At 72.4% G+C, this 17,514-nt stretch carries 19 protein-coding genes; 13 read left to right on the plus strand and 6 right to left on the minus strand.

Annotated elements, in window-relative coordinates:
• Position 1: 1 nt before the first annotated feature.
• The 8 genes from gvpJ to AB0C28_RS18940 all read left to right on the plus strand — a co-directional run bounded on the left by gvpJ (position 2) and on the right by AB0C28_RS18940 (position 5,537).
• Positions 2–343 (plus strand): gas vesicle protein GvpJ, encoded by a 342-nt coding sequence (gene gvpJ, locus AB0C28_RS18905; RefSeq protein WP_357847576.1) that lies wholly within the window; start codon positions 2–4, stop codon positions 341–343.
• Entirely contained in the window at positions 336–1,133 is a 798-nt protein-coding gene (locus tag AB0C28_RS18910) for a GvpL/GvpF family gas vesicle protein (RefSeq protein WP_357847573.1), read from the plus strand. The genes gvpJ and AB0C28_RS18910 overlap by 8 nt, the downstream gene beginning before the upstream one ends.
• Positions 1,134–1,231: 98 nt before the next feature.
• Complete coding sequence (locus AB0C28_RS18915; RefSeq protein ID WP_346112523.1) at positions 1,232–1,426, plus strand: gas vesicle protein; 195 nt, start codon at positions 1,232–1,234, stop codon at positions 1,424–1,426.
• A 6-nt stretch (positions 1,427–1,432) separates the two neighbouring features.
• The gene (locus AB0C28_RS18920) at positions 1,433–1,717 is read left to right on the plus strand and encodes a gas vesicle protein K (RefSeq protein WP_106236451.1); all 285 of its coding nucleotides are present in this window, start codon (positions 1,433–1,435) and stop codon (positions 1,715–1,717) included.
• Between the two features lie 78 nt (positions 1,718–1,795).
• Positions 1,796–2,392: an RNA polymerase sigma factor gene (locus AB0C28_RS18925; protein WP_358075996.1), complete on the plus strand. Its 597-nt coding sequence runs from the start codon at positions 1,796–1,798 to the stop codon at positions 2,390–2,392.
• Complete coding sequence (locus AB0C28_RS18930) at positions 2,382–3,431, plus strand: CU044_5270 family protein (protein ID WP_358075999.1); 1,050 nt, start codon at positions 2,382–2,384, stop codon at positions 3,429–3,431. The genes AB0C28_RS18925 and AB0C28_RS18930 overlap by 11 nt, the downstream gene beginning before the upstream one ends.
• Before the next feature lie 44 nt (positions 3,432–3,475).
• The gene (sigJ, locus tag AB0C28_RS18935; RefSeq protein ID WP_358076002.1) at positions 3,476–4,375 is read left to right on the plus strand and encodes an RNA polymerase sigma factor SigJ; all 900 of its coding nucleotides are present in this window, start codon (positions 3,476–3,478) and stop codon (positions 4,373–4,375) included.
• 76 nt (positions 4,376–4,451) lie between these two features.
• On the plus strand, positions 4,452–5,537 hold the full coding sequence (locus tag AB0C28_RS18940; protein WP_357847559.1) for an FAD-dependent oxidoreductase: 1,086 nt from the start codon (positions 4,452–4,454) through the stop codon (positions 5,535–5,537).
• Between the two features lie 147 nt (positions 5,538–5,684).
• Here the strand turns inward: AB0C28_RS18940 and AB0C28_RS18945 are convergent, their stop codons facing one another.
• From AB0C28_RS18945 to AB0C28_RS18955, 3 genes are read right to left on the minus strand one after another with little or no spacing between them, the layout of a single operon-like run.
• Positions 5,685–6,209 carry an NUDIX domain-containing protein gene (locus tag AB0C28_RS18945; protein WP_358076005.1) on the minus strand — a complete coding sequence of 175 codons (525 nt, stop codon included), beginning with the start codon at positions 6,207–6,209 and terminating at the stop codon, positions 5,685–5,687.
• 28 nt (positions 6,210–6,237) lie between these two features.
• Positions 6,238–6,771 (minus strand): GNAT family protein, encoded by a 534-nt coding sequence (locus tag AB0C28_RS18950; protein WP_357847553.1) that lies wholly within the window; start codon positions 6,769–6,771, stop codon positions 6,238–6,240.
• Position 6,772: 1 nt separating this feature from the next.
• Positions 6,773–7,387, minus strand: coding sequence for a histidine phosphatase family protein (locus AB0C28_RS18955; RefSeq protein WP_358076008.1), 615 nt, complete (start codon positions 7,385–7,387; stop codon positions 6,773–6,775).
• A 131-nt stretch (positions 7,388–7,518) separates the two neighbouring features.
• On the opposite strand from AB0C28_RS18955, the gene AB0C28_RS18960 reads away from it, so the two are divergent.
• Positions 7,519–7,830 (plus strand): hypothetical protein, encoded by a 312-nt coding sequence (locus AB0C28_RS18960; protein ID WP_357847547.1) that lies wholly within the window; start codon positions 7,519–7,521, stop codon positions 7,828–7,830.
• Positions 7,830–8,951, plus strand: coding sequence for an NlpC/P60 family protein (locus tag AB0C28_RS18965; RefSeq protein ID WP_358076011.1), 1,122 nt, complete (start codon positions 7,830–7,832; stop codon positions 8,949–8,951). The genes AB0C28_RS18960 and AB0C28_RS18965 overlap by 1 nt, the downstream gene beginning before the upstream one ends.
• A gap of 213 nt (positions 8,952–9,164) precedes the next feature.
• Here the strand turns inward: AB0C28_RS18965 and AB0C28_RS18970 are convergent, their stop codons facing one another.
• From AB0C28_RS18970 to AB0C28_RS18980, 3 genes are all read right to left on the minus strand, one after another.
• A complete protein-coding gene (locus AB0C28_RS18970; protein ID WP_358076014.1) occupies positions 9,165–10,529 on the minus strand; it encodes a hypothetical protein in 1,365 nt (454 codons plus the stop codon).
• A gap of 169 nt (positions 10,530–10,698) precedes the next feature.
• Positions 10,699–12,444: a biotin carboxylase N-terminal domain-containing protein gene (locus tag AB0C28_RS18975; RefSeq protein WP_357847538.1), complete on the minus strand. Its 1,746-nt coding sequence runs from the start codon at positions 12,442–12,444 to the stop codon at positions 10,699–10,701.
• A gap of 35 nt (positions 12,445–12,479) precedes the next feature.
• Positions 12,480–13,199: an SDR family oxidoreductase gene (locus AB0C28_RS18980; RefSeq protein ID WP_357847535.1), complete on the minus strand. Its 720-nt coding sequence runs from the start codon at positions 13,197–13,199 to the stop codon at positions 12,480–12,482.
• A 129-nt stretch (positions 13,200–13,328) separates the two neighbouring features.
• On the opposite strand from AB0C28_RS18980, the gene AB0C28_RS18985 reads away from it, so the two are divergent.
• The 3 genes from AB0C28_RS18985 to AB0C28_RS18995 all read left to right on the plus strand — a co-directional run bounded on the left by AB0C28_RS18985 (position 13,329) and on the right by AB0C28_RS18995 (position 17,423).
• Entirely contained in the window at positions 13,329–13,601 is a 273-nt protein-coding gene (locus AB0C28_RS18985; protein ID WP_358076017.1) for a WXG100 family type VII secretion target, read from the plus strand.
• 232 nt (positions 13,602–13,833) lie between these two features.
• Complete coding sequence (locus tag AB0C28_RS18990) at positions 13,834–16,251, plus strand: hypothetical protein (RefSeq protein ID WP_358076020.1); 2,418 nt, start codon at positions 13,834–13,836, stop codon at positions 16,249–16,251.
• Positions 16,252–16,274: 23 nt separating this feature from the next.
• Positions 16,275–17,423, plus strand: a complete 1,149-nt coding sequence (locus AB0C28_RS18995) for a S8 family serine peptidase (protein ID WP_358076023.1) — start codon at positions 16,275–16,277, stop codon at positions 17,421–17,423.
• Positions 17,424–17,514 lie beyond the last annotated feature (91 nt).

Genomic DNA, 17,514 nt, shown 5'->3' on the forward strand with positions numbered 1-17,514 from the left:
CATGGACAGAGCATCGTCGTCCGGCCCTGTGGCCCGGCCCGCGTACGGCGCGATGGGGGCGGGCGGCCGTGAGCCCGCCAACCTCGGCGACATCCTGGAACGGGTGCTCGATCGGGGCGTGGTGATCGCCGGGGACATCCGGGTGAACCTGCTCGACATCGAGCTGCTCACGATCAAGCTGCGGCTGCTGATCGCCTCGGTGGACACCGCCAAGGAGCTGGGCATCGACTGGTGGAAGCACGACCCGTTCCTGTCGGGGCGGGACCGCCAGCTCGTGGAGGAGAACCGCCGGCTGCGCCGCCGCGTGGCCGCGCTCGAACGGCCGGGGGAGCTCGATGACTGACGAGGGCGAGGGGACGGACGAGGGCTTGGGTTCCGGCGAGGGCGAGGGGACCTACCTGTACGCGGTGGCCCGCGACCCGCTGCCCGCACCGGACGGCGTCGCGGGCGCCCCCGTGCGCACGATCACCCACGCCGGCCTGGTGGCCTACGTGAGCACGGTGCCGCTGGAGCGGTTCGGGGAGGAGCCGCTGCGCCGGTCGCTGGAGGACATGGACTGGCTGGCCGAGACCGCCCGCGCCCATCATCGCGTGGTCGACTCGGTGGCGGCGCTCACGACGACCGCGCCGGTCCGGCTCGTCACCGTGTACGCGGACGACGCCCAGGTCGCCGACCTGCTGGAGCGGCGGGAGAACGACTTCCTACGCCTGCTTGAGCACGTCACCGGCCGTAGGGAGTGGGGCGTCAAGGCGTACGCCGTCCAGTCCGCCGAGCAGGAGCACCCGCAGCAGAGCGCCGAGGCGCACGCAGGGCGGCCCGGCACCGCGTACCTGCAGCGCCGCCGGACCAGCCTGCGCGGGCGGGAGCAGGCCCGCAGGCAGGCGCTCCAGCGGGCCGACCACATCCACCGGGCGCTGGCCGCCGTCGCCGCCGCCGGGCTGCGCCACCGCGCCCAGGACCCGCGCCTGTCGGGCCGGGACGACCCGATGCTGCTGAACGGCGCGTACCTGGTGGACGAGGAGCGCGACGCCGAGTTCGCCGAGCTGGCCGGCACCTTCGGCGGGGACGGCGTGGAGATCAGGCTGACCGGCCCGTGGGCGCCGTACTCGTTCACGGTCATGGAGGCGACGTGAGCCGGGCCGGGGCGTGGACGTGAGACCGGACGTGGTGGCGACGTGAGACGGGCGGTCAGGGTGGCGGCGGTCATGATGCTGACGTGCGGAGTGGCGGCGTGAGACGGGACGTGGTGGCGGAGGAGCGGCTGCCGCCGGAGCGGGTGGCCCTCGTGGACCTGCTGGACCGGCTGCTGGCCGGCGGCGTCGTGGTGACCGGCGATCTGGTGCTGTCCATCGCCGACATCGACCTCGTCCGCATCTCGCTGCGTGCCCTGATCGCGTCCGTGGACGAGCTCGAAGGGAGCTGGTGACCGGCCATGGAGACGCCCCGCTGGCGGGTCGCCGCCGACCCTGAGACGGTCGAGCGCGACCTGAGCCGCCTCGTCCTCACCCTGGTCGAGCTGGTACGCCAGCTCGTGGAGCGCCAGTGCGTACGCCGCATGGAGCAGGGCAGTCTGACGGACGAGCAGATCGAGGTGCTCGGCGTCACCCTGATGCGCCTGGAGGAGGCGATGACCGACCTGTGCGCCCGCTTCGAGCTCACCCCGCAGGACCTCAACCTCGACCTCGGCCCCCTCGGTACGCTCCTGCCCGCGGACTGACTCCCGTCCCGCGAGAACTCCGTTGCCCGCTTCGGGTGAAGAAGGGTGACAGGACCTGAGGAACGGAGTTCGAGCTTGATGCCGGACACAGAGCTGAGCGACGCGGAGGTGATCAGGCGTGCCAGGAGCGATCCCGGGTTCTTCTCGACGTTGTTCGACCGGCACGCCCCCGCCCTGCACCAGTACGTGACGCGGCGGCTGGGCGACGCGCTGGCCGACGACGTGGTGGCGGAGACGTTCCTGGCGGCCTTCAGCCGGCTCGGGCACTACGACACCGCCCACCGCGACGCCCGCCCCTGGCTGTACGGCATCGCCGCCAACATCGTCGGCAAGCACCGGCGGACCGAGGTCAGGGCGTACCGGGCGCTGGCCAGGACCGGCGTGGACGAGGTCGCCGAGAGCTACGCCGACCGGGTGGAGTCACGGGTGTCGGCGGGCGCCGCGCAGCGCGAGCTGGCGAGCGCGCTGGCCGCGCTGTCGCCGCGGGACCGGGAGGTGCTGCTGATGGTCGCCTGGGCCGACTTCAGCTACGAGGAGGTGGCGGGCGCGCTGGGGATCCCGGTCGGCACCGTGCGCTCGCGCCTGCACCGGGCCAGGAAGAAGACCAGGGCGGCATTGGGCGGCGTCGACCCGAGCGCCGCCGTCTCGGAGGAGGAGCCCGGCCGTGGACGATGACCTGAAGCTGCTGAAGAGGCTGCGCGCCGACGCCCCTCAGCCGACCGGAGAGCGCCTGGACGCGCTGCGCGCCCGATCCCTCGATCGGCGTCGTGCGCCCAGTCGTGCGCCCAGTCGCGAGCCCAGTCGCGAGCCCAGCCGTGAGCCCAGTCGTGAGCCCAGGAGGACGCGCAGGTTGTGGCTGGCGCCGTCCGCGCTGGTGCTCGCCACGGCCGCCGCCGCGGGGATCGTGGTGTTCAACCGGGTCGACCAGCCGCCCGCGCCGCGGATCGCCACCACACAGGTGACGACGACGCCGATCGGCGAGCCGCGCGTCGTCCTGCTGCGGGCCGCCTCGGTGGCCGAGCGGCGCGAGCCGGGCGCCAGGCCGAGGGACGACCAGTGGCTGTACCGGCAGGCCGTGGTCAGGCAGCCCGGCGACACCGAGCGCGACACGCAGGAGTACTGGACCCGCCACGACGGCGGGCAGCAGGCCACCCGCCACAACCACGGCCCACTCGACCTGCGCACGGTCGGGCCGGATCCGGACGACGACGACCTTTCGCCCAAGCAGTACGCGGCCAAGCTGGCGGCCCTGCCCACCGATCCGGCCAAGTTGCTGGCGCACGTCAAGGGCGACGCGCACTGGAGGACCAAGCCCGTGCAGGAGGCCGGGAAGGAGCCGCCGGACGCGCGGGCGTTCCGGGTGCTCACGCTCTACCTGGGGCAGGAGAACGCCGTGCCGCCCGAGCTGGCCGCGGCGATCTTCCGGGCGCTGGCCAGGATCCCCGGCGTCCGGATCGACCAGGGCGTTCAGGACGCGATAGGGCGCACGGGCCTCGGCCTGGCCTACGACCCCGGTCAGCGCCGCGCCGACGGCCGGCTCGTCGAACGGTCGTACACCGTGCTCGACCCCGAGACCTTCCGGTACCTCGGCAGGCGGGTGGAGAACCTGGAGGACGACTTCATCCACGGCTCTCTGGTCGCCGCGAAGGGCACGTTCTACGCGACCGCCGAACTCACCACCGGAATCGTGGACAAACCAGGCCAACTCCCCTGAACCCGGAGGGCTGCCCCGGCAGACCCCCGCCTAGCATCGGATGAATGGAGGCGGACAGTCAGGCCGAGGCGGGGGAGTTCGAGGTCCGGGAGTTCGAGGCGCAGCGGGCGCGGCTCTTCGGGCTGGCCTACCGGCTGCTCGGGTCGGCCGCCGAGGCCGAGGACATGGTCCAGGAGACCTACCTGCGCTGGCGGAACGCGGGACCGGTCGAGGTGCCGGCCGCCTGGCTGGCCAGGGTCGTCACGAACCTCTGCCTCACCCGGCTCGCCTCGGCCCGCGTACGCCGCGAGAGCTACGCGGGGCCCTGGCTGCCCGAGCCGGTCTTCACGGGCGACGGCGCGCTCGGCCCGCTGGAGACGGTCGAGCAGCGCGAGTCGGTGTCCATGGGCCTGCTCGTTCTGCTGGAACGGCTCAACCCGATGGAACGGGCCGTGTTCGTGCTGCGGGAGGCGTTCGGGTACGGGCACGCGGAGGTCGCCGGGATCCTCGGCATCGAGGAGGCGCACTCGCGCCAGCTGCGCCGGCGCGCCCGCGCGCACGTCGGGCAGCCGCGCAAACGCTTCGACGGCGACCGCGAGCAACATCTGCGGATCGTCAGGAGCTTCTTCGCCGCGACCGTGGACGGCGACGTCGAGACCCTGGAACGGATGCTCGCCGACGACGTCGTGGCCTGGGCGGACGGCGGCGGGGGCACGGCCGCGCGCCGGCCCGTGCGCGGCCGGGCGAGGGTGGCCCGTTACCTGAGCGGGCTCAGCAGACGCCCCGAGGCCGGTCAGGTGACGTTCGCGTTCGAGGAGGTCAACGGTGAGCCGGCGGTGCTCATCCGCGAGCCCGGCGGGCTGCTCGCGATCATGGCCGTGGAGATCGCGGACGGGCGGGTCGCCGCGGTCCGCACGGTACTGAGCCCGGCCAAGCTCGCCTACGCGACCGCCCAGCTCATGTGACTCGCGTCATAGGCCCGGGTTGTCACGAACCTCCCGCGTGCCCGGTTCAAGTGGGGACTTCGACAGGGGAGGAACCATGAAGGACCGCATCGTGGTGCTGGGCGCGGGCTACGCGGGGCTGGCGGCGGCCAAGCGAGCCGCCCGCCGGCTGCGCCGCGCCGGAGCACGGGTGACGCTGGTCAACGCGGCGGACCGGTTCGTCGAGCGGGTACGTCTGCACCAGCTCGCGGCCGGGCAGCGGCTGCCCGACCTGCCGCTGGCCGTGCTGCTGGCGGGGACCGGGGTCGAGCTGGTGGTGGCCAGGGCCGTCGGGATCGATCCGGTGGCCAGGACGGTCGAGCTGGACGCGCCGCCGTACACGGTGGGCTACGACATCCTGGTCTACGCCCTCGGGAGCGGCTCGGACGCGGGAGCGGTGCCGGGGGCGAGCGAGTACGCGTACCCGCTGGCCACCGGCGACGAGGCGGCGCTGCTGCGGGCCCGCCTGGCCTCGGGGCATGGGCCGGTCACCGTGGTCGGCGGCGGCCTGACCGGCATCGAGGCGGCGGCGGAGTTCGCCGCCGCCGGCCTGCGCGCCGAGCTGCTGTCCGCCGGCCAGGTCGGGCCCGGATTGTCCGCCCGAGGCCGCCACCACGTGCACCGGGCGCTGGCCCGCATGGGCGTCTCCGTACGCGAGCACGCGCGGGTCACCGGTGTCGGCCCCGAGTGTGTGCTGCTGGCGGACGGGGACGAGCTGCGCGCGGGGACCGTGGTGTGGGCGGCCGGCTTCCGCGTCCCCGGCCTGGCCGCCGCCGCCGGTCTGGCCACGGACGAGCACGGCCGCATGCTGGTGGACCGCACCCTGCGGTCGGTGTCGCACCCGGACGTCTTCGGCATCGGCGACGCGGCCGCCGCCGGCCACGCGACCAGGATGGCCTGCCAGACGGGGCTGCCCATGGGCGTCTGCACGGGCCGGGCGGTCGCCGACCTGCTGACCGGCCGCGATCCGCGCCCGGCCAGGTTCCGGTACGTCTGGCAGAACGTCAGCCTGGGCCGCCACGACGGCGTCACCCAGTTCACCAGGGCGGACGACAGCCCGCTCGACACCGTCATGACGGGCCCCGCCTCGGCCGCCTTCAAGGAGACCATCACCCGAGGCACCGTCTGGACCATGCGCCACTGACTCCCGCCCCGCGCGGCCGGGCACCGTGAGGGCCAGGCACCATCGGGCCGGGGCCCGTCGGCCTGGGGCTTGTCGGTCTGGGGCTGTGAGGCCGGGGCCCGTTGGGCTGGGGGCTGTGGGGACTGGGCGCTTCCCGGCTACATGCCGTCAGGTCTGGCCGTCGTTCAGCAGGTGCCACGGCAGGACGACCGGCGTGGCGGGCGGGTCGCCGGCGACGATGCGGCTCACCAGCGGACCGAGCCCCGCCGGCACGACCTGCTCGCCGTCGAGATCCGAGCCGGCCAGCTCGCCCAGGCTCCACCAGCGGAAGTGGTCGGTCGACTCCCGCTCCTCTTCGTCCATGCCCGAGGTGTCCACCTCCAGCCCGTCCACACGCAGGGCGAAGAAGGAGTCGCGGGCGAAGAACCGCCGCCCGCCGGAGGTCCACGGGCCCTCGCTGGTCGCCACCACCGGTCCGAGCGCGTCGGGGGAGACGACGTGCCCCAGCTCCTCCCGCAACTCCCTGGCCGCGGCCCGCCGTGCGCTCTCCCCGGGATCGACGCCTCCGCCCGGCGTGAACCAGGCGTACGGTGGATCCTCCGCCTGCAGCAGCCGGCCCCGGTAGAGCAGCAGCCGGTCGGCGCGGTCGATCACCAGCACCCGCGCCGACTCCCGAAGGATCACCTCACTCATGCGGTCACCTCGCACCTGGTCGCCTCACTCACGTGGTCATCTCCGCCGTGATGGCCCAGCGCTCGTGGTCCCGCCAAGCCCCGTCGATGAACTGGAACCTGGGCGAATAACCCTCCCGCTTGAAGCCGACCCGCTCGATCAGGCTCAGGCTGGCGGTGTTCGACGGCTGGATGTTGGCCTCCAGCCGATGCAGCTCCATCTCGCCGAAGGCGTGCCCGACGAGCAGCCGCAGCCCCTCGGTCAGGTAGCCGCGGCCGGTCGTGGAGGCGTAGGCGGAGTAGCCGATGGTGGCGCTCTGGTGGGTGCCGCGGATGATGTTGTTCACGTTGACCCGGCCGACGATCGCGCCGGTGTCGCTCCGGCAGATGAGGAAGCCTTCGTGCAGCGGGCCGTCGAACCTGGACAGGTACCCCTCGAAGTCCTCGTACGTGACGATCGGCGGCCCCGGCATCCACCTGGCCAGCATCTCGGCACTCTCCTGGTGCAGCGCCGACAGCTCGTCGAAGTCCGCCAGGCAGATGTACCGGATCGCCACCCGGCCCCCTTGCGCAAGATAGATCACGTCAGCATTCTCCCGGCCAGTTCCGGCACCGCCACGCCCGCCCTGGGCCGTACTCGACGAGAAACGGCACCGCGTGCGGCAGCGGCGCCCCCCAGACCCGCCCACCCAGCCCACAGAGCGCCCCGAGCCCGGTGGTCAGGCTGGCGACGTGCCCGACCACGGCGATCGTCCCGCCGGGATGGGCCGTGACCAGCGACCTCAGGGCGGCGGTGACGCGGGCGGTGACGGTGTGGCCGCTCTCGCCGTCGCCCACCGCCTCGTCCAGGTCGCCGTCCACCACCCAGGCCCGCAGCACCTCGGCCGTACGGGCCCGCACCGCCGGGTCCCGCGAGCCCTCCAACCGGCCCAGACCGACCTCCTCCAGGCCAGGCACGACGGTGACGCCGGAGGTGAGGCCGAGGGTGCGGGCGACGATGGCGGCGGTCTGGCGGGCGCGGACGGCGGTGCCGGCGTACACGTGGGTGATCCCCTCATCGCCGAGCCGCAGGCCCGCCTCCGTCGCCTGGGTGCGGCCCCGCGCGGTCAGTGGGGCGTCGGGCTGGGCGCCCGCGGTGCCGGTGACGACATTCTCGGACTCGGCGTGGCGCAGGCAGTGGAGCCGGACGTGGTCGTTCACCTCGGCTCCCTCCGATCCCCCCGTACCAGTAAGGGTCATTATCTTCTGTGACAGGTGCGGCAGAAGGGGTGTTCGGGGCAAGATGGTCAGCACAGGCGATGTCCCGACGATCTTCAGGGGGTAGGGGTCGGATGACAGCCCTCGACATCCATTTCCAGGCACTCGAAGACTGCGCGAAGATCGCGCGTGAGGTGGCGGGCCAGCTCCAGTACACCTCGACCAAGGTCGAGACGGCCGGTCTGTCGGGGATGCTGGCCGGCGCGGGCATGTTCGGCAAGCTCGCCGGGTCCGCCGGGCTGGTGTCCGCGGTCAACGAGGTCGAGACGATGGTGGGCGGCGAGTTCGAATCCGCCCGCGAGAAGATCGAAGCCGTCGCCAAGGCCCTGGGTGCGGTCGAACAGAACGTCCGCGCGGCCAACAAGGCCAACGGGGCGGCGGCGTAGTGGGCGCCAGCCTGGCCGAGAAGGTCGCCGCCTTACCGATGAGCTGGCAGCTCGTCCCGATCGTGCAGAACATCGAGGGCACCAGCCCCGCGGACATCCGCGACATCGCCAAGCGCTGGCGCAAGGCGGCGGGCAAGGCGAGCGAACAGTCCGGCCGGCTGAACCGGGCGGTCGGCGACGTCGACAACGCCTGGAAGGGCCAGTCCGCGGACGCGTTCGTCGGATACATGGGCAAGTACCGCAAGGCGGGCATGGCGCTGCACGACGCGGTGGACAGCGCCGCCGGCTCCCTCGACCAGGCGGCCCAAGCCCTGGAGACGGCCAAGACCAAGGTGACCACGCTCTGCAACGAGCTGCTCACGTTCAAGGCGGAGCAGAAAGACCCCGACAGCGACGCCGCGAAACAGGCCCTCGTGAACAAGGTCCTGGAGGCGGTGCCCAAGGCCACGGAGCTGGAAAGCACGGCGAGCAAGGCCCTGTCCACCGCCATGACGGAGATCAACAAGCAGCTGAAGGAACGGACGCCGACGTTCCGCTCCATCGACAGCCCGAGTGACGAGCCGTGGCGGCCGTCGAGCGGCAACACCATCGACTGGAAGCCGGTCCCCAGGACGACGCCGACGTCCTTCCAGGGCGGGAACGGCGGCAACGGCGTCACCCCGACCGCGTACACCCCCGGCGGCACCCCTGGCGGCGGGTCCGGCCCCACCGGCGCGGGCGGCGGACCGGGCGGCGGTGGCGTGCCGCAGCCCCTGACGTTCGCGCCGGGCACCGGGACGGGAGCGCGCATCGTCGAGGCCGCGCGGCAGCACATCGGCAGGCCGTACGTCTGGGGCGCCAACGGCCCGAACGCCTTCGACTGCAGCGGGCTCGTCTACTACGTGCTCAACCAGGCCGGCATCAAGATCGGCGACACCACGGCCGCCGGATACCAGGCGAGCGGCAAGCCGGTGTCGTCGCCGCAGCCTGGCGACATCGTCTTCTTCGGCCATCCCGCCAGCCACGTGGGCATCTACATCGGCGACGGCCAGATGATCCACGCACCGAAGCCGGGGTCCGACGTCACGGTGGCTCCCGTGGTGGCCAACGGCCGCTCCATCAGCTACCGCCGCTTCACCTGACCGCTCCGCAGAACGCGCGGACCCCGCCTTGGACGCGGGCCCCGGCCTTTGGACACGGGCGCGGCCTTGGACACGGGCGCCGGCCTTGGACACAGGTGCCGCAGGCGGTCTCGTCACCCGACCGACCGCTCACAAAGCGGAGGCCCCGGACCGTGATCACGGTCCGGGGCCTCTCGGCGTCCGTCGGGGTGCGGCCCCGCGGTGTCGTCCGGATTACCAGTCGCCGCCGCCGAAGTCGCCACCACCGAAGTCGCCGCCACCGCCGCCGAAGTCGCCCCAGCCGCCGCTGTCGCCGCCGCCGAAGTCACCGCCGCCGCCGTCGGAGTAACCCTCGGCGTAGCCGGCGCCGTAGCCGCCGAAGCCGCCGCCGAGCATGCTGCCCATCATGGTGCCGATGAACATGCCGGTCATGATGTCGCCGAAGCCGCCGTAGTAGCCGTAGGCGTACGGCTGGTAGGCGGGGCCCGCGTCGTAGTAGGGCCGGCGCTGGCCGTCGACCATGACCTCGCGCATCTGCGGGTCGAAGCCGCGCTCCACGGCCTCGGCGTCCATCTTGCAGGCGGGCACGTCGCGTACGGCGCCGCCGGGCGGGGCCCAGCGGATGTCGCGGACGGACGGGCCGTGCTGCGGGTTGAAGAAGCAGGGGGCGCGGCGCTCGGGCACCGGCTCCTTGTTGACCTTGGCCTTCACCACGGCGAGCGCGTAGCGGCCGTCCTCAAGGGTCTGCGTGACCTCGCGGACCTGCTCGGCTCGCTGCACGGTGGCCAGTTGCGTCTTGGCCTTCTCGTAGGAGTCGAGCGCCGTCTGCCACTCGTCGATGTGGCTGCCGCCCTGACCGGCGAGCGTCACGTCGGTGTCGAGAGCGGTGATCTCCTCGCCGAGCTTGGTGACGTCCTCTTCCACGGTCTGCTTGACCGCGGCGAGGTCCTTGGCGTCCTGGATGGCCTTTTTCTTCTTCTTGTTGCTGGAGTAGAGGAAGTAACCGCCACCGCCGACCACGATCAGCCCGCCGAGGACGGCGAGCGCGGCGGTGCCGCCGGCGCCGGGGTTGGCCTGGCTGCCGGGGTCGAGGGCGGAGCGGTCGCCCTTGACGGCCATGTCCACGCGGTTGGCGAAGTCCTTCATGCCGGCGGCCAGGTCACCCGAGTTGGCGGTGGTGGACAGCCGGGCCAGCTGGCCCGCGACACCCTGCCCGCGGATGGAGTTGGACGCGGCGTACAGCGTCGTGCCGTCGAGGACCGCGTAGGTCGCGGACGGCGCGCTCGCCGCCTTCATGGCGGAGTTGAGGCCGGTCATGAAACCGGCGATGCTGGAGTCGTCGACGGTGCCGTCGGGCAGCGCCACAGCGTAGATCTTGCTGCTCGCCCCCTCAAGCGCGTCACGGATCTCACTCTGCTGGTCGGACGTCAGTGACGAGCCGGACTCCACGTAGAGCGGGTCCTTCTTCCAGTTGGAGACCACCGTTCCAGGGTCCGGCGGCGCCGCCGCGTTGGCGGCAGGGGACAGCGCAAGAACGACGATCAGTCCGGCGATCAGAGCCGCGATCGCGGCCCCTGCTCGGCGCAGCGAATGGGTCATTGGCAGCAAGCCTCCTTCGCCCTTGAGGACGAACGGGCGGTCGGCAAAGTTCCTCAATGCGCACGCTACCTGTCCGGAGACTCGCAGGTGCGCATCGTGACCGAAGCGCAGTCACCGGTTCGGCTGCGTTCCGGTCGGGCGCGGGTCAAGGACGCTTCGCGAGCCCCGCTCACGTGTCCTTGATCTCGCAGATGGTGGCGCCGGCGGTGACCGTCTGGCCCACCGCCGCCGTCAGCCCTGTGATCGTGCCCGACTTGTGCGCCGTCAGCGGCTGCTCCATCTTCATCGCCTCGAGGACGACGACCGTGTCGCCCTCGCTCACCGCGTCGCCGTCGGAGGCGACGACCTTGACGATGGTGCCCTGCATGGGGCTGACGAGGGTGTCGCCGCCGGTGGCGGCCTTCTTCGCCTTGCCGCCGCCGCGCCTGGGCGCCTTGTTCGCGGCGGGCGCGGGGGCGGCGCCGCCCAGGCCCGCGGGCAGGACGACCTCCAGCCGCTTGCCGCCGACCTCGACCGTCACCGTCTCGCGGGCGGGGGCCTCGGCCGAGGCCACCTCGCCTTCGTACGGCGCGATCGGGTTGTCCCACTCCGTCTCGATCCACCGCGTGTGCACCGAGAACGGCGACGACGTGAACGCGGGGTCGGACACGACGGCCCGGTGGAACGGCAGCACGGTCGGCATCCCGGAGATCTCGAACTCCGCGAGTGCCCGCCGCGAGCGCTCCAGCGCCTCCTGCCGGGTGCGCCCGGTCACGATGAGCTTGGCCACCAGCGAGTCGAACGTCCCCGGCACCGTCATCCCGGCCTCGTAGCCGGAGTCGAGCCGGACACCGGGCCCGGAGGGCGGGCGCAGGGTGGTCAGCGTGCCGGGGGCGGGCAGGAAGTTCCGTCCGGCGTCCTCGGCGTTGATCCGGAACTCGATCGAGTGCCCGCGCACCACCGGGTCGTCGTAGCCGAGCGGCTCGCCGTCGGCGATCCTGAACATCTCGCGGACGAGGTCGATGCCCGCGACCTCCTCGGTCACCGGGTGCTCGACCTGCAGCCTGGTGTTGACCTCCAGGAACGAGATCGTCCCGTCCTGCCCGACGAGGAACTCGCACGTGCCGGCCCCGACGTAGCCGGCCTCCTTGAGAATGGCCTTGGAGCTGGACCGCAGGATCTCGACCTGCTCATCGCTGAGGAACGGCGCCGGGGCCTCCTCCACCAGCTTCTGGTGGCGACGCTGGAGCGAGCAGTCGCGGGTGCTGACCACGACCACGTGGCCGTCGCGGTCGGCCAGGCACTGGGTCTCGACGTGGCGGGGCCGGTCGAGGTAGCGCTCGACGAAGCACTCGCCGCGCCCGAACGCGGCGACCGCCTCGCGCACGGCCGACTCGTACAGCTCGGCGACCTCCTCCAGCCGGCGCGCCACCTTGATGCCGCGCCCGCCGCCGCCGTACGCCGCCTTGATCGCGATCGGCAGCCCGTGCTCCTCCGCGAACGCCACCACCTCGGCCACGTCCGCCACCGGGTCCTTGGTGCCCGCGACCAGCGGCGCGCCGACCTTCTGCGCGATGTGCCTGGCCCGCACCTTGTCGCCGAGCGCGGCGATGGCGGCGGGCGGCGGGCCGATCCAGATCAGGCCCGCGTCGATGACGGCCTGCGCGAACGAGGCGTTCTCGGCCAGGAAGCCGTAACCGGGGTGCACGGCGTCCGCGCCCGAGCGGCGGGCGACGTCGAGCAGCTTGCCGATGTCGAGGTAGGTCTCAGCGGGCGACTGGCCGCCCAGCGCGTACGCCTCGTCGGCGACCTTGGCGTGCAGGGCGTCGAGGTCCTGGTCGGCGTAGACCGCCACGCTGCCGATCCCGGCGTCCTTGCACGCACGGGCCACCCGCACCGCGATCTCGCCGCGGTTGGCGATCAGAACCTTCCGCACCGGCCTTCCTTCCTGTCATGGGCCTGCTCTTGGGTTCAGCGGCCCAGATAAGCGCCGCCGTTGACGTGCAACACCTGCCCGGTGACGTGCCCGGCTCCCGCGGAGGCCAGGAACAGAACGGTATCGGCCACGTCAGCGGGAGTTCCAGGGCGGCCGTTGCGCGTGTTGTCGACCCTGGCCCTGATGCCCTCCTCGGTGAGGCGGCCGCGGAAGAACTCGGTGTCGAGGACGAGCCCGGGGGAGACGACGTTGGCCGTGATGCCCCTGGGGCCGAGCTCGGCGGCCAGGTCGGCGGTCCAGGACTCCAGGGCGGCCTTGGCGGCGCCGTACGAGCCGGAGCCCGTGCCCCTGGCGGCGATCGAGCCGAGCGAGACGATCCGGCCGCCGTCGTTCAGCCGCGGGGTCAGAGCGGTCGTCACGAGCACGGCGGAGATGAGGTTGGCGTTGAGGTTGGCCCACCAGCTCTCGGCCACTTCGATCAGATCTTCCGGCTCTCTGCGGCCCAGGTTGGTGTTGCCGCCGGCGTTGTTGACCAGCACGTCCACCCGCTCGGGCAGGTGGGGCAGCGCCTCGCGCACCTCGGCGGCGCTGGAGGCGTCGAACGCCACGTATTCGGCCCTCAGCTTGCGTGCGGCCTCGGCCAGTACGTCCTCGCGGCGGCCCGTGATCGTGACGCGGTCGCCGAGCGCGGCGAACGCCTCGGCCATCGCGTATCCGATGCCTGTTCCGCCGCCGGTCACCACAACCTCGCGCATGAAACCGACAGCTCCCGAATGCGATCCGAACATTCCTCGGGTAGACCATAGCCGCTCGGCATATCTCCGGCGACGGCCGGTGCCCCTTCCTTAGGGTGAGTGCGCTTTCACAGGTCTCAGGAGGTATGCATGAGCCAGAGCATGTTCGGCGGAGACCCCGCGGAAATGCAGCAGATGTCGAGCCAGTTCACGCAGCAGTCGGAGGCGGTCCGCACCACGATGACCGCGCTCGACCGCGAGGCCGCCAAGGTGGGCACGGCGTGGACGGGGCCGGGTGCGCAGCGCTTCCAGCAGTCGTGGCAGAACTACCGGACGGCATTCCAGCGGATGACCGAGGAACTGCAGGAGGCTTCGCGGGTCATCCAGACCTACCGGCAGAACATCGAGTCCGCCACGAAATGATCACCGAGAGGGGCCCTGGCGAGGGTGCTGGGGCTTCTTTCCGTTGTGCCCGGGTTCTGCGGTGAGCGCGGCCTTCCCGCAGCATCGGCCCTATCGGCCCGTTCCGGGTCGATGACAGCCCGGAGGTGCATTGACGGTGAACTGTCAGAGAGGCGAACCGAAACCTCTGATGCGTATGTGACGTATTTGGTTAAATGTCTCTGTTCATGACGCCCATCCGGAGAGGACTGTCATGGCGGAGAAGGACTCCTCCACGCCTGAGCGCATAGGAGGCCGCACGATCGTCGGCCGCCTGGGCGAGGGGCCGCGAGGCCCGGTCCATCTGGCCCGTGAGTCCGAGGGCGCATCCCAGGTCGTGATCAAGACGCTGGCCGCCGATCCCGGTTTCGCCGACCGGCTCAGGGCCGCCACCCGGGTGTCCGGCCCGCAGCTCGCCCGCACGCTGGACGCCGGTGTCGAAGGCGGCGTCGCGTACGTGGTCAGGGAGCACGTCGAAGGCCGTTCGCTCACCGAGACCGTCGTGGCCGAGGGCCCGCTGACCGGCGACGCGCTGGAGCGAGTGGCCGTCGGCACGCTGACCGCGCTGACCGCCGTGCACGCGGCCGGGTTCGCGCACCGGGGGCTCACCCCGTCGAACGTGATCCTCACCGGCGACGGGCTCCGCGTCACCGACCTCGAACTCGGCGATCCGGTCGGCGAGCTCGGGTATCGGGCGCCTGAGCAGTTCGGCGGGCAGCAGTACGGGCCGTACGCGGACGTCTTCGCCTGGGCCGCGACCGTGGTCTTCGCCGCCACGGGCTCCGCGCCGTTCCGGCCCGACCCGGCCGCCGTGCTGAACGAGGAGCCGCAGGTCGGCGCGTTGCCGGAGCCGCTGCGTCAGGTGGTGCTGGCCGCCCTCGCCAAGGACCCGGCGAGCCGGCCGACGGCGTACGCGGCGCTGGAGCGCCTCCACACCGCCGTCGGCGCCCCCACCCCCAGCTCGACCGAGACCCCCGCCGCCCCGGCTGCGGTGGTGCCGGCCATCCTGCCGATCCAGCTGAACATCGAGGGCCTCCAGGCCCCCACAATGCCCCCTCCCCAGGCCGCCCAGGCAGGGCCGCCACCCCAGGCCGGGCCGCCACCCCAGGCCGTCCCGATGCCGCCCCCGCCCGCGCAGCCCGGCCCGATGAGCCCGCCTCAGATGGGCCCGGGGCCGATGGGTGCGGGTCCAGCGGGTCCTGGACCGATGAGCCCGATGGAACAGGCTCCCGGCTGGCCGGCTCCGGTCGGGCAAGGGCCGGTGGAGCAGGCCCCAGCCGGTCCAGGCCCGGTCGGGCAGGGGCCGATGGGGCCGGTTCCCATGGGTGCCGGGCCGATGGTTCCGGGTGCGATCGATTCGGGCCCGATGAGTCCGGGGCCGGTCGAGCAGGGCCCGATCGGCTCTGGGCCGGTGGGACAGGGTCCGATGGGACCTTGGCCGGTGGAGCAGGGGCCGGTGGGACCGGTGCCGATGGGGTCTGGGCCGGGGGAGGTCGGTTGGGCTGGTCCCGGGCCGGTCGCCGGACCTGCTTCCGGGCCGGTTGGCGGGCCTGGGCCGATGGGCGGTGGGGCCGGAGAGCCGGGGCCCGGGATGGTGTATCAGACCTGGGGACCTCCGCCCGGTCCCGGGCGGCCGGAGCCGGCCCATGGGTGGACGCCTCCGAGCGGGCCCAGGCAGGACGACGGCCGGCAGCAGAAGCCGTTCCCCATCGGGCTGGTGGCGGGGGTGACCGCCGTCGTGCTGATGGCGGGCCTCGGGTTGTGGGGCGCGAGTCAGTACACCGGCAAGGTGACGTTCACCCCGATCGCCGCCACCGGCGGCGGGACGACCACGGCAGAGCCGTCGGCCGGATCGGTCCCGAACGCCGTGACGAACCCGCCGACGCAGCCGCAGGACGAGGTGACCGCCCCTTGGGCGACCACGCCAGGCCGGCAGAACGACGACGAGGTCGGCCCGATGGTGCTGCCGACCGAGAACCCCACGGGCACGGCGAGCGTCCCGGTGCTCACGACGGTGCCGACCCCGGCGCCGCTCCCGACCAGTTCGGTGGCGATCCCCACGGCCAGGCCCACGGTGACGAAGACGGCCAAGCCGGCGACGCCCACCAGGAGGCCGGTCAAGAAGACGCCCACCAGGCAGGCCAGGCCCACGGCGACGGTGACGAAGACGGCGCGCCCGTCGGCCAAGCCGACGCAGACCCCCGCGCCGACCAGGACCACCCAGGCGCCCAAGCCGACCCCGAAGAAGACCACCAAACCGCCGGAGCCGAAGCCGACCCCGACCAAGACGACCGCGGCTCCGGTGAAGAACCCCTACACCGCGACCCAGGTGTGCGGCGGCGGCTTCGTGGTGCAGCGGTCGAGCTCGTTCTCCGGTGGCACGACGTACCAGCTGTGGAACAACAGCACGTCCCAGAACTGCGTGGTCACCATCAAGTCGGGTGCGAACGTCGGCAAGGAGACGCCGGTCAGCGCGACGCTGGAGGTGCAGGGCGGCGGCAGCAAGACCGACTCCGGGTCCTTCAAGTGGTACGCGGGCCCGGTGAAGCTGACGGCGGCCGGGAAGTGCGTCCGTTATTCGGGCAGCGCGGGTTCCGGCAGCACGAGCGCGGGATGGGCTAATTGCGGGTGATTCCTGGGGCTCGGGCGGGGCGCGTGATCGTGCGTGCCCTGCTGGCGATCGTGCTCGCCCTGCACGCCCTCGCGGCCCCGGCCGCCGCGGCGGCGCCGGAGGAGTGCAACCCCAAGAAGGGCACGCTGAAGCTGCCGGCCAGCGAGCCGTGGGCGCAGAAGCGGCTCGACATCAAGAACGCCTGGCGCCTGACCAGGGGCGCGGGTGTGCGGATCGCGGTCGTCGACAGCGGCGCCGATTACCGCCACCCGCAGCTGCCGATCGCCAAGATCATCGACGAGACGCACACCGGGCACACCGACTGCGTGGGCCACGGCACGGCCGTCTCGGGCATCATCGGCGCCCGCTACGTGGCCGGCGTCCCCTTCCACGGGGTCGCGCCCGAGGCCTCGATCGTGGTGGTCAAGCAGAGCAACAAGAGCGAAGGTGACATCAACAAGCTCATCGACGCCATCAACGACGCGGTCTCGGCCAAGCCCAAGGTGATCAACATCTCGGTGAAGGCAGCCGACCATCCCAACCTCAAGGCCGCCATCCAGCGCGCTCTGGCGCAGGACGTCGTCGTGGTCGCCGCCGCGGGCAACGTGGACGGCCCCGAGGACGAGGACGTGCCCGCCTATCCGGCGGCGTACGAGGGCGTGCTGGCCGTGGGCGCGGCCACCCCGGACGGCCGCAGGGCCGACTCCTCCAACGCCGCCACCCCGGTCGGCGTGCTCGGCCCCGGCACCGACATCACCGCGCCCTGGCCGGGCGGGACCTACATGCGCGGCCTGGAGGGCACGAGCTTCGCGGCGCCGTACGTGGCGGGCACCGCCGCCCTGGTGCGGGCCCGCTTCCCCCAGCTCGACCAGGAGCAGGTACGCCGGCGCATCATCGCCACCGCCGACGGCGCGGCCGGGGCGGGCACCGGGGCCGGCATGGTCAACCCGCTGCTCGCGCTGACCGCCGTGCTGCCGTACGAGCGGGGCGGCATGCCCGTGGTGGCCGAGCCGCCCCCCAGCGCGTTGCCCGCCGACGCCGTGGCCAAGGTTCCGCCGCGGGACGAGAACGCCGTCGGCGTCGCCATGGCGGTGGGCACCGGCGTGATGCTGGCGATCATGCTCACCGCCGCGTTCGCGTTGCTCATTCCGCAGGCGCGCCGCAGAAGGTGGCGTCCGGGGCGCATGGCTTAAAAGTTGCAATTGGGTGAAATGTCGATCTGCACGGCAAATCCCCTGATGCAGAAGTGACTGATGCGATTGAATGTCGCGATGAAGATCGTGG

It is taken from the genome of Nonomuraea sp. NPDC048892 (assembly GCF_040649735.1).
In the GTDB taxonomy this organism is placed as follows: Bacteria; Actinomycetota; Actinomycetes; order Streptosporangiales; family Streptosporangiaceae; genus Nonomuraea; species Nonomuraea maheshkhaliensis.

Bases quoted from the DNA above. Each gene is read 5' to 3' on its own strand.
- gvpJ (WP_357847576.1), top strand. From the start codon at position 2: ATGGACAGAGCATCGTCGTCCGGCCCTGTGGCCCGGCCCGCGTACGGC.
- AB0C28_RS18910 (WP_357847573.1), top strand. From the start codon at position 336: ATGACTGACGAGGGCGAGGGGACGGACGAGGGCTTGGGTTCCGGCGAG.
- AB0C28_RS18920 (WP_106236451.1), top strand. From the start codon at position 1,433: ATGGAGACGCCCCGCTGGCGGGTCGCCGCCGACCCTGAGACGGTCGAG.
- AB0C28_RS18925 (WP_358075996.1), top strand. From the start codon at position 1,796: ATGCCGGACACAGAGCTGAGCGACGCGGAGGTGATCAGGCGTGCCAGG.
- sigJ (WP_358076002.1), top strand. From the start codon at position 3,476: ATGGAGGCGGACAGTCAGGCCGAGGCGGGGGAGTTCGAGGTCCGGGAG.
- AB0C28_RS18940 (WP_357847559.1), top strand. From the start codon at position 4,452: ATGAAGGACCGCATCGTGGTGCTGGGCGCGGGCTACGCGGGGCTGGCG.
- AB0C28_RS18945 (WP_358076005.1), bottom strand. From the start codon at position 6,209: ATGAGTGAGGTGATCCTTCGGGAGTCGGCGCGGGTGCTGGTGATCGAC.
- AB0C28_RS18960 (WP_357847547.1), top strand. From the start codon at position 7,519: ATGACAGCCCTCGACATCCATTTCCAGGCACTCGAAGACTGCGCGAAG.
- AB0C28_RS18970 (WP_358076014.1), bottom strand. From the start codon at position 10,529: ATGACCCATTCGCTGCGCCGAGCAGGGGCCGCGATCGCGGCTCTGATC.
- AB0C28_RS18980 (WP_357847535.1), bottom strand. From the start codon at position 13,199: ATGCGCGAGGTTGTGGTGACCGGCGGCGGAACAGGCATCGGATACGCG.
- AB0C28_RS18985 (WP_358076017.1), top strand. From the start codon at position 13,329: ATGAGCCAGAGCATGTTCGGCGGAGACCCCGCGGAAATGCAGCAGATG.
- AB0C28_RS18990 (WP_358076020.1), top strand. From the start codon at position 13,834: ATGGCGGAGAAGGACTCCTCCACGCCTGAGCGCATAGGAGGCCGCACG.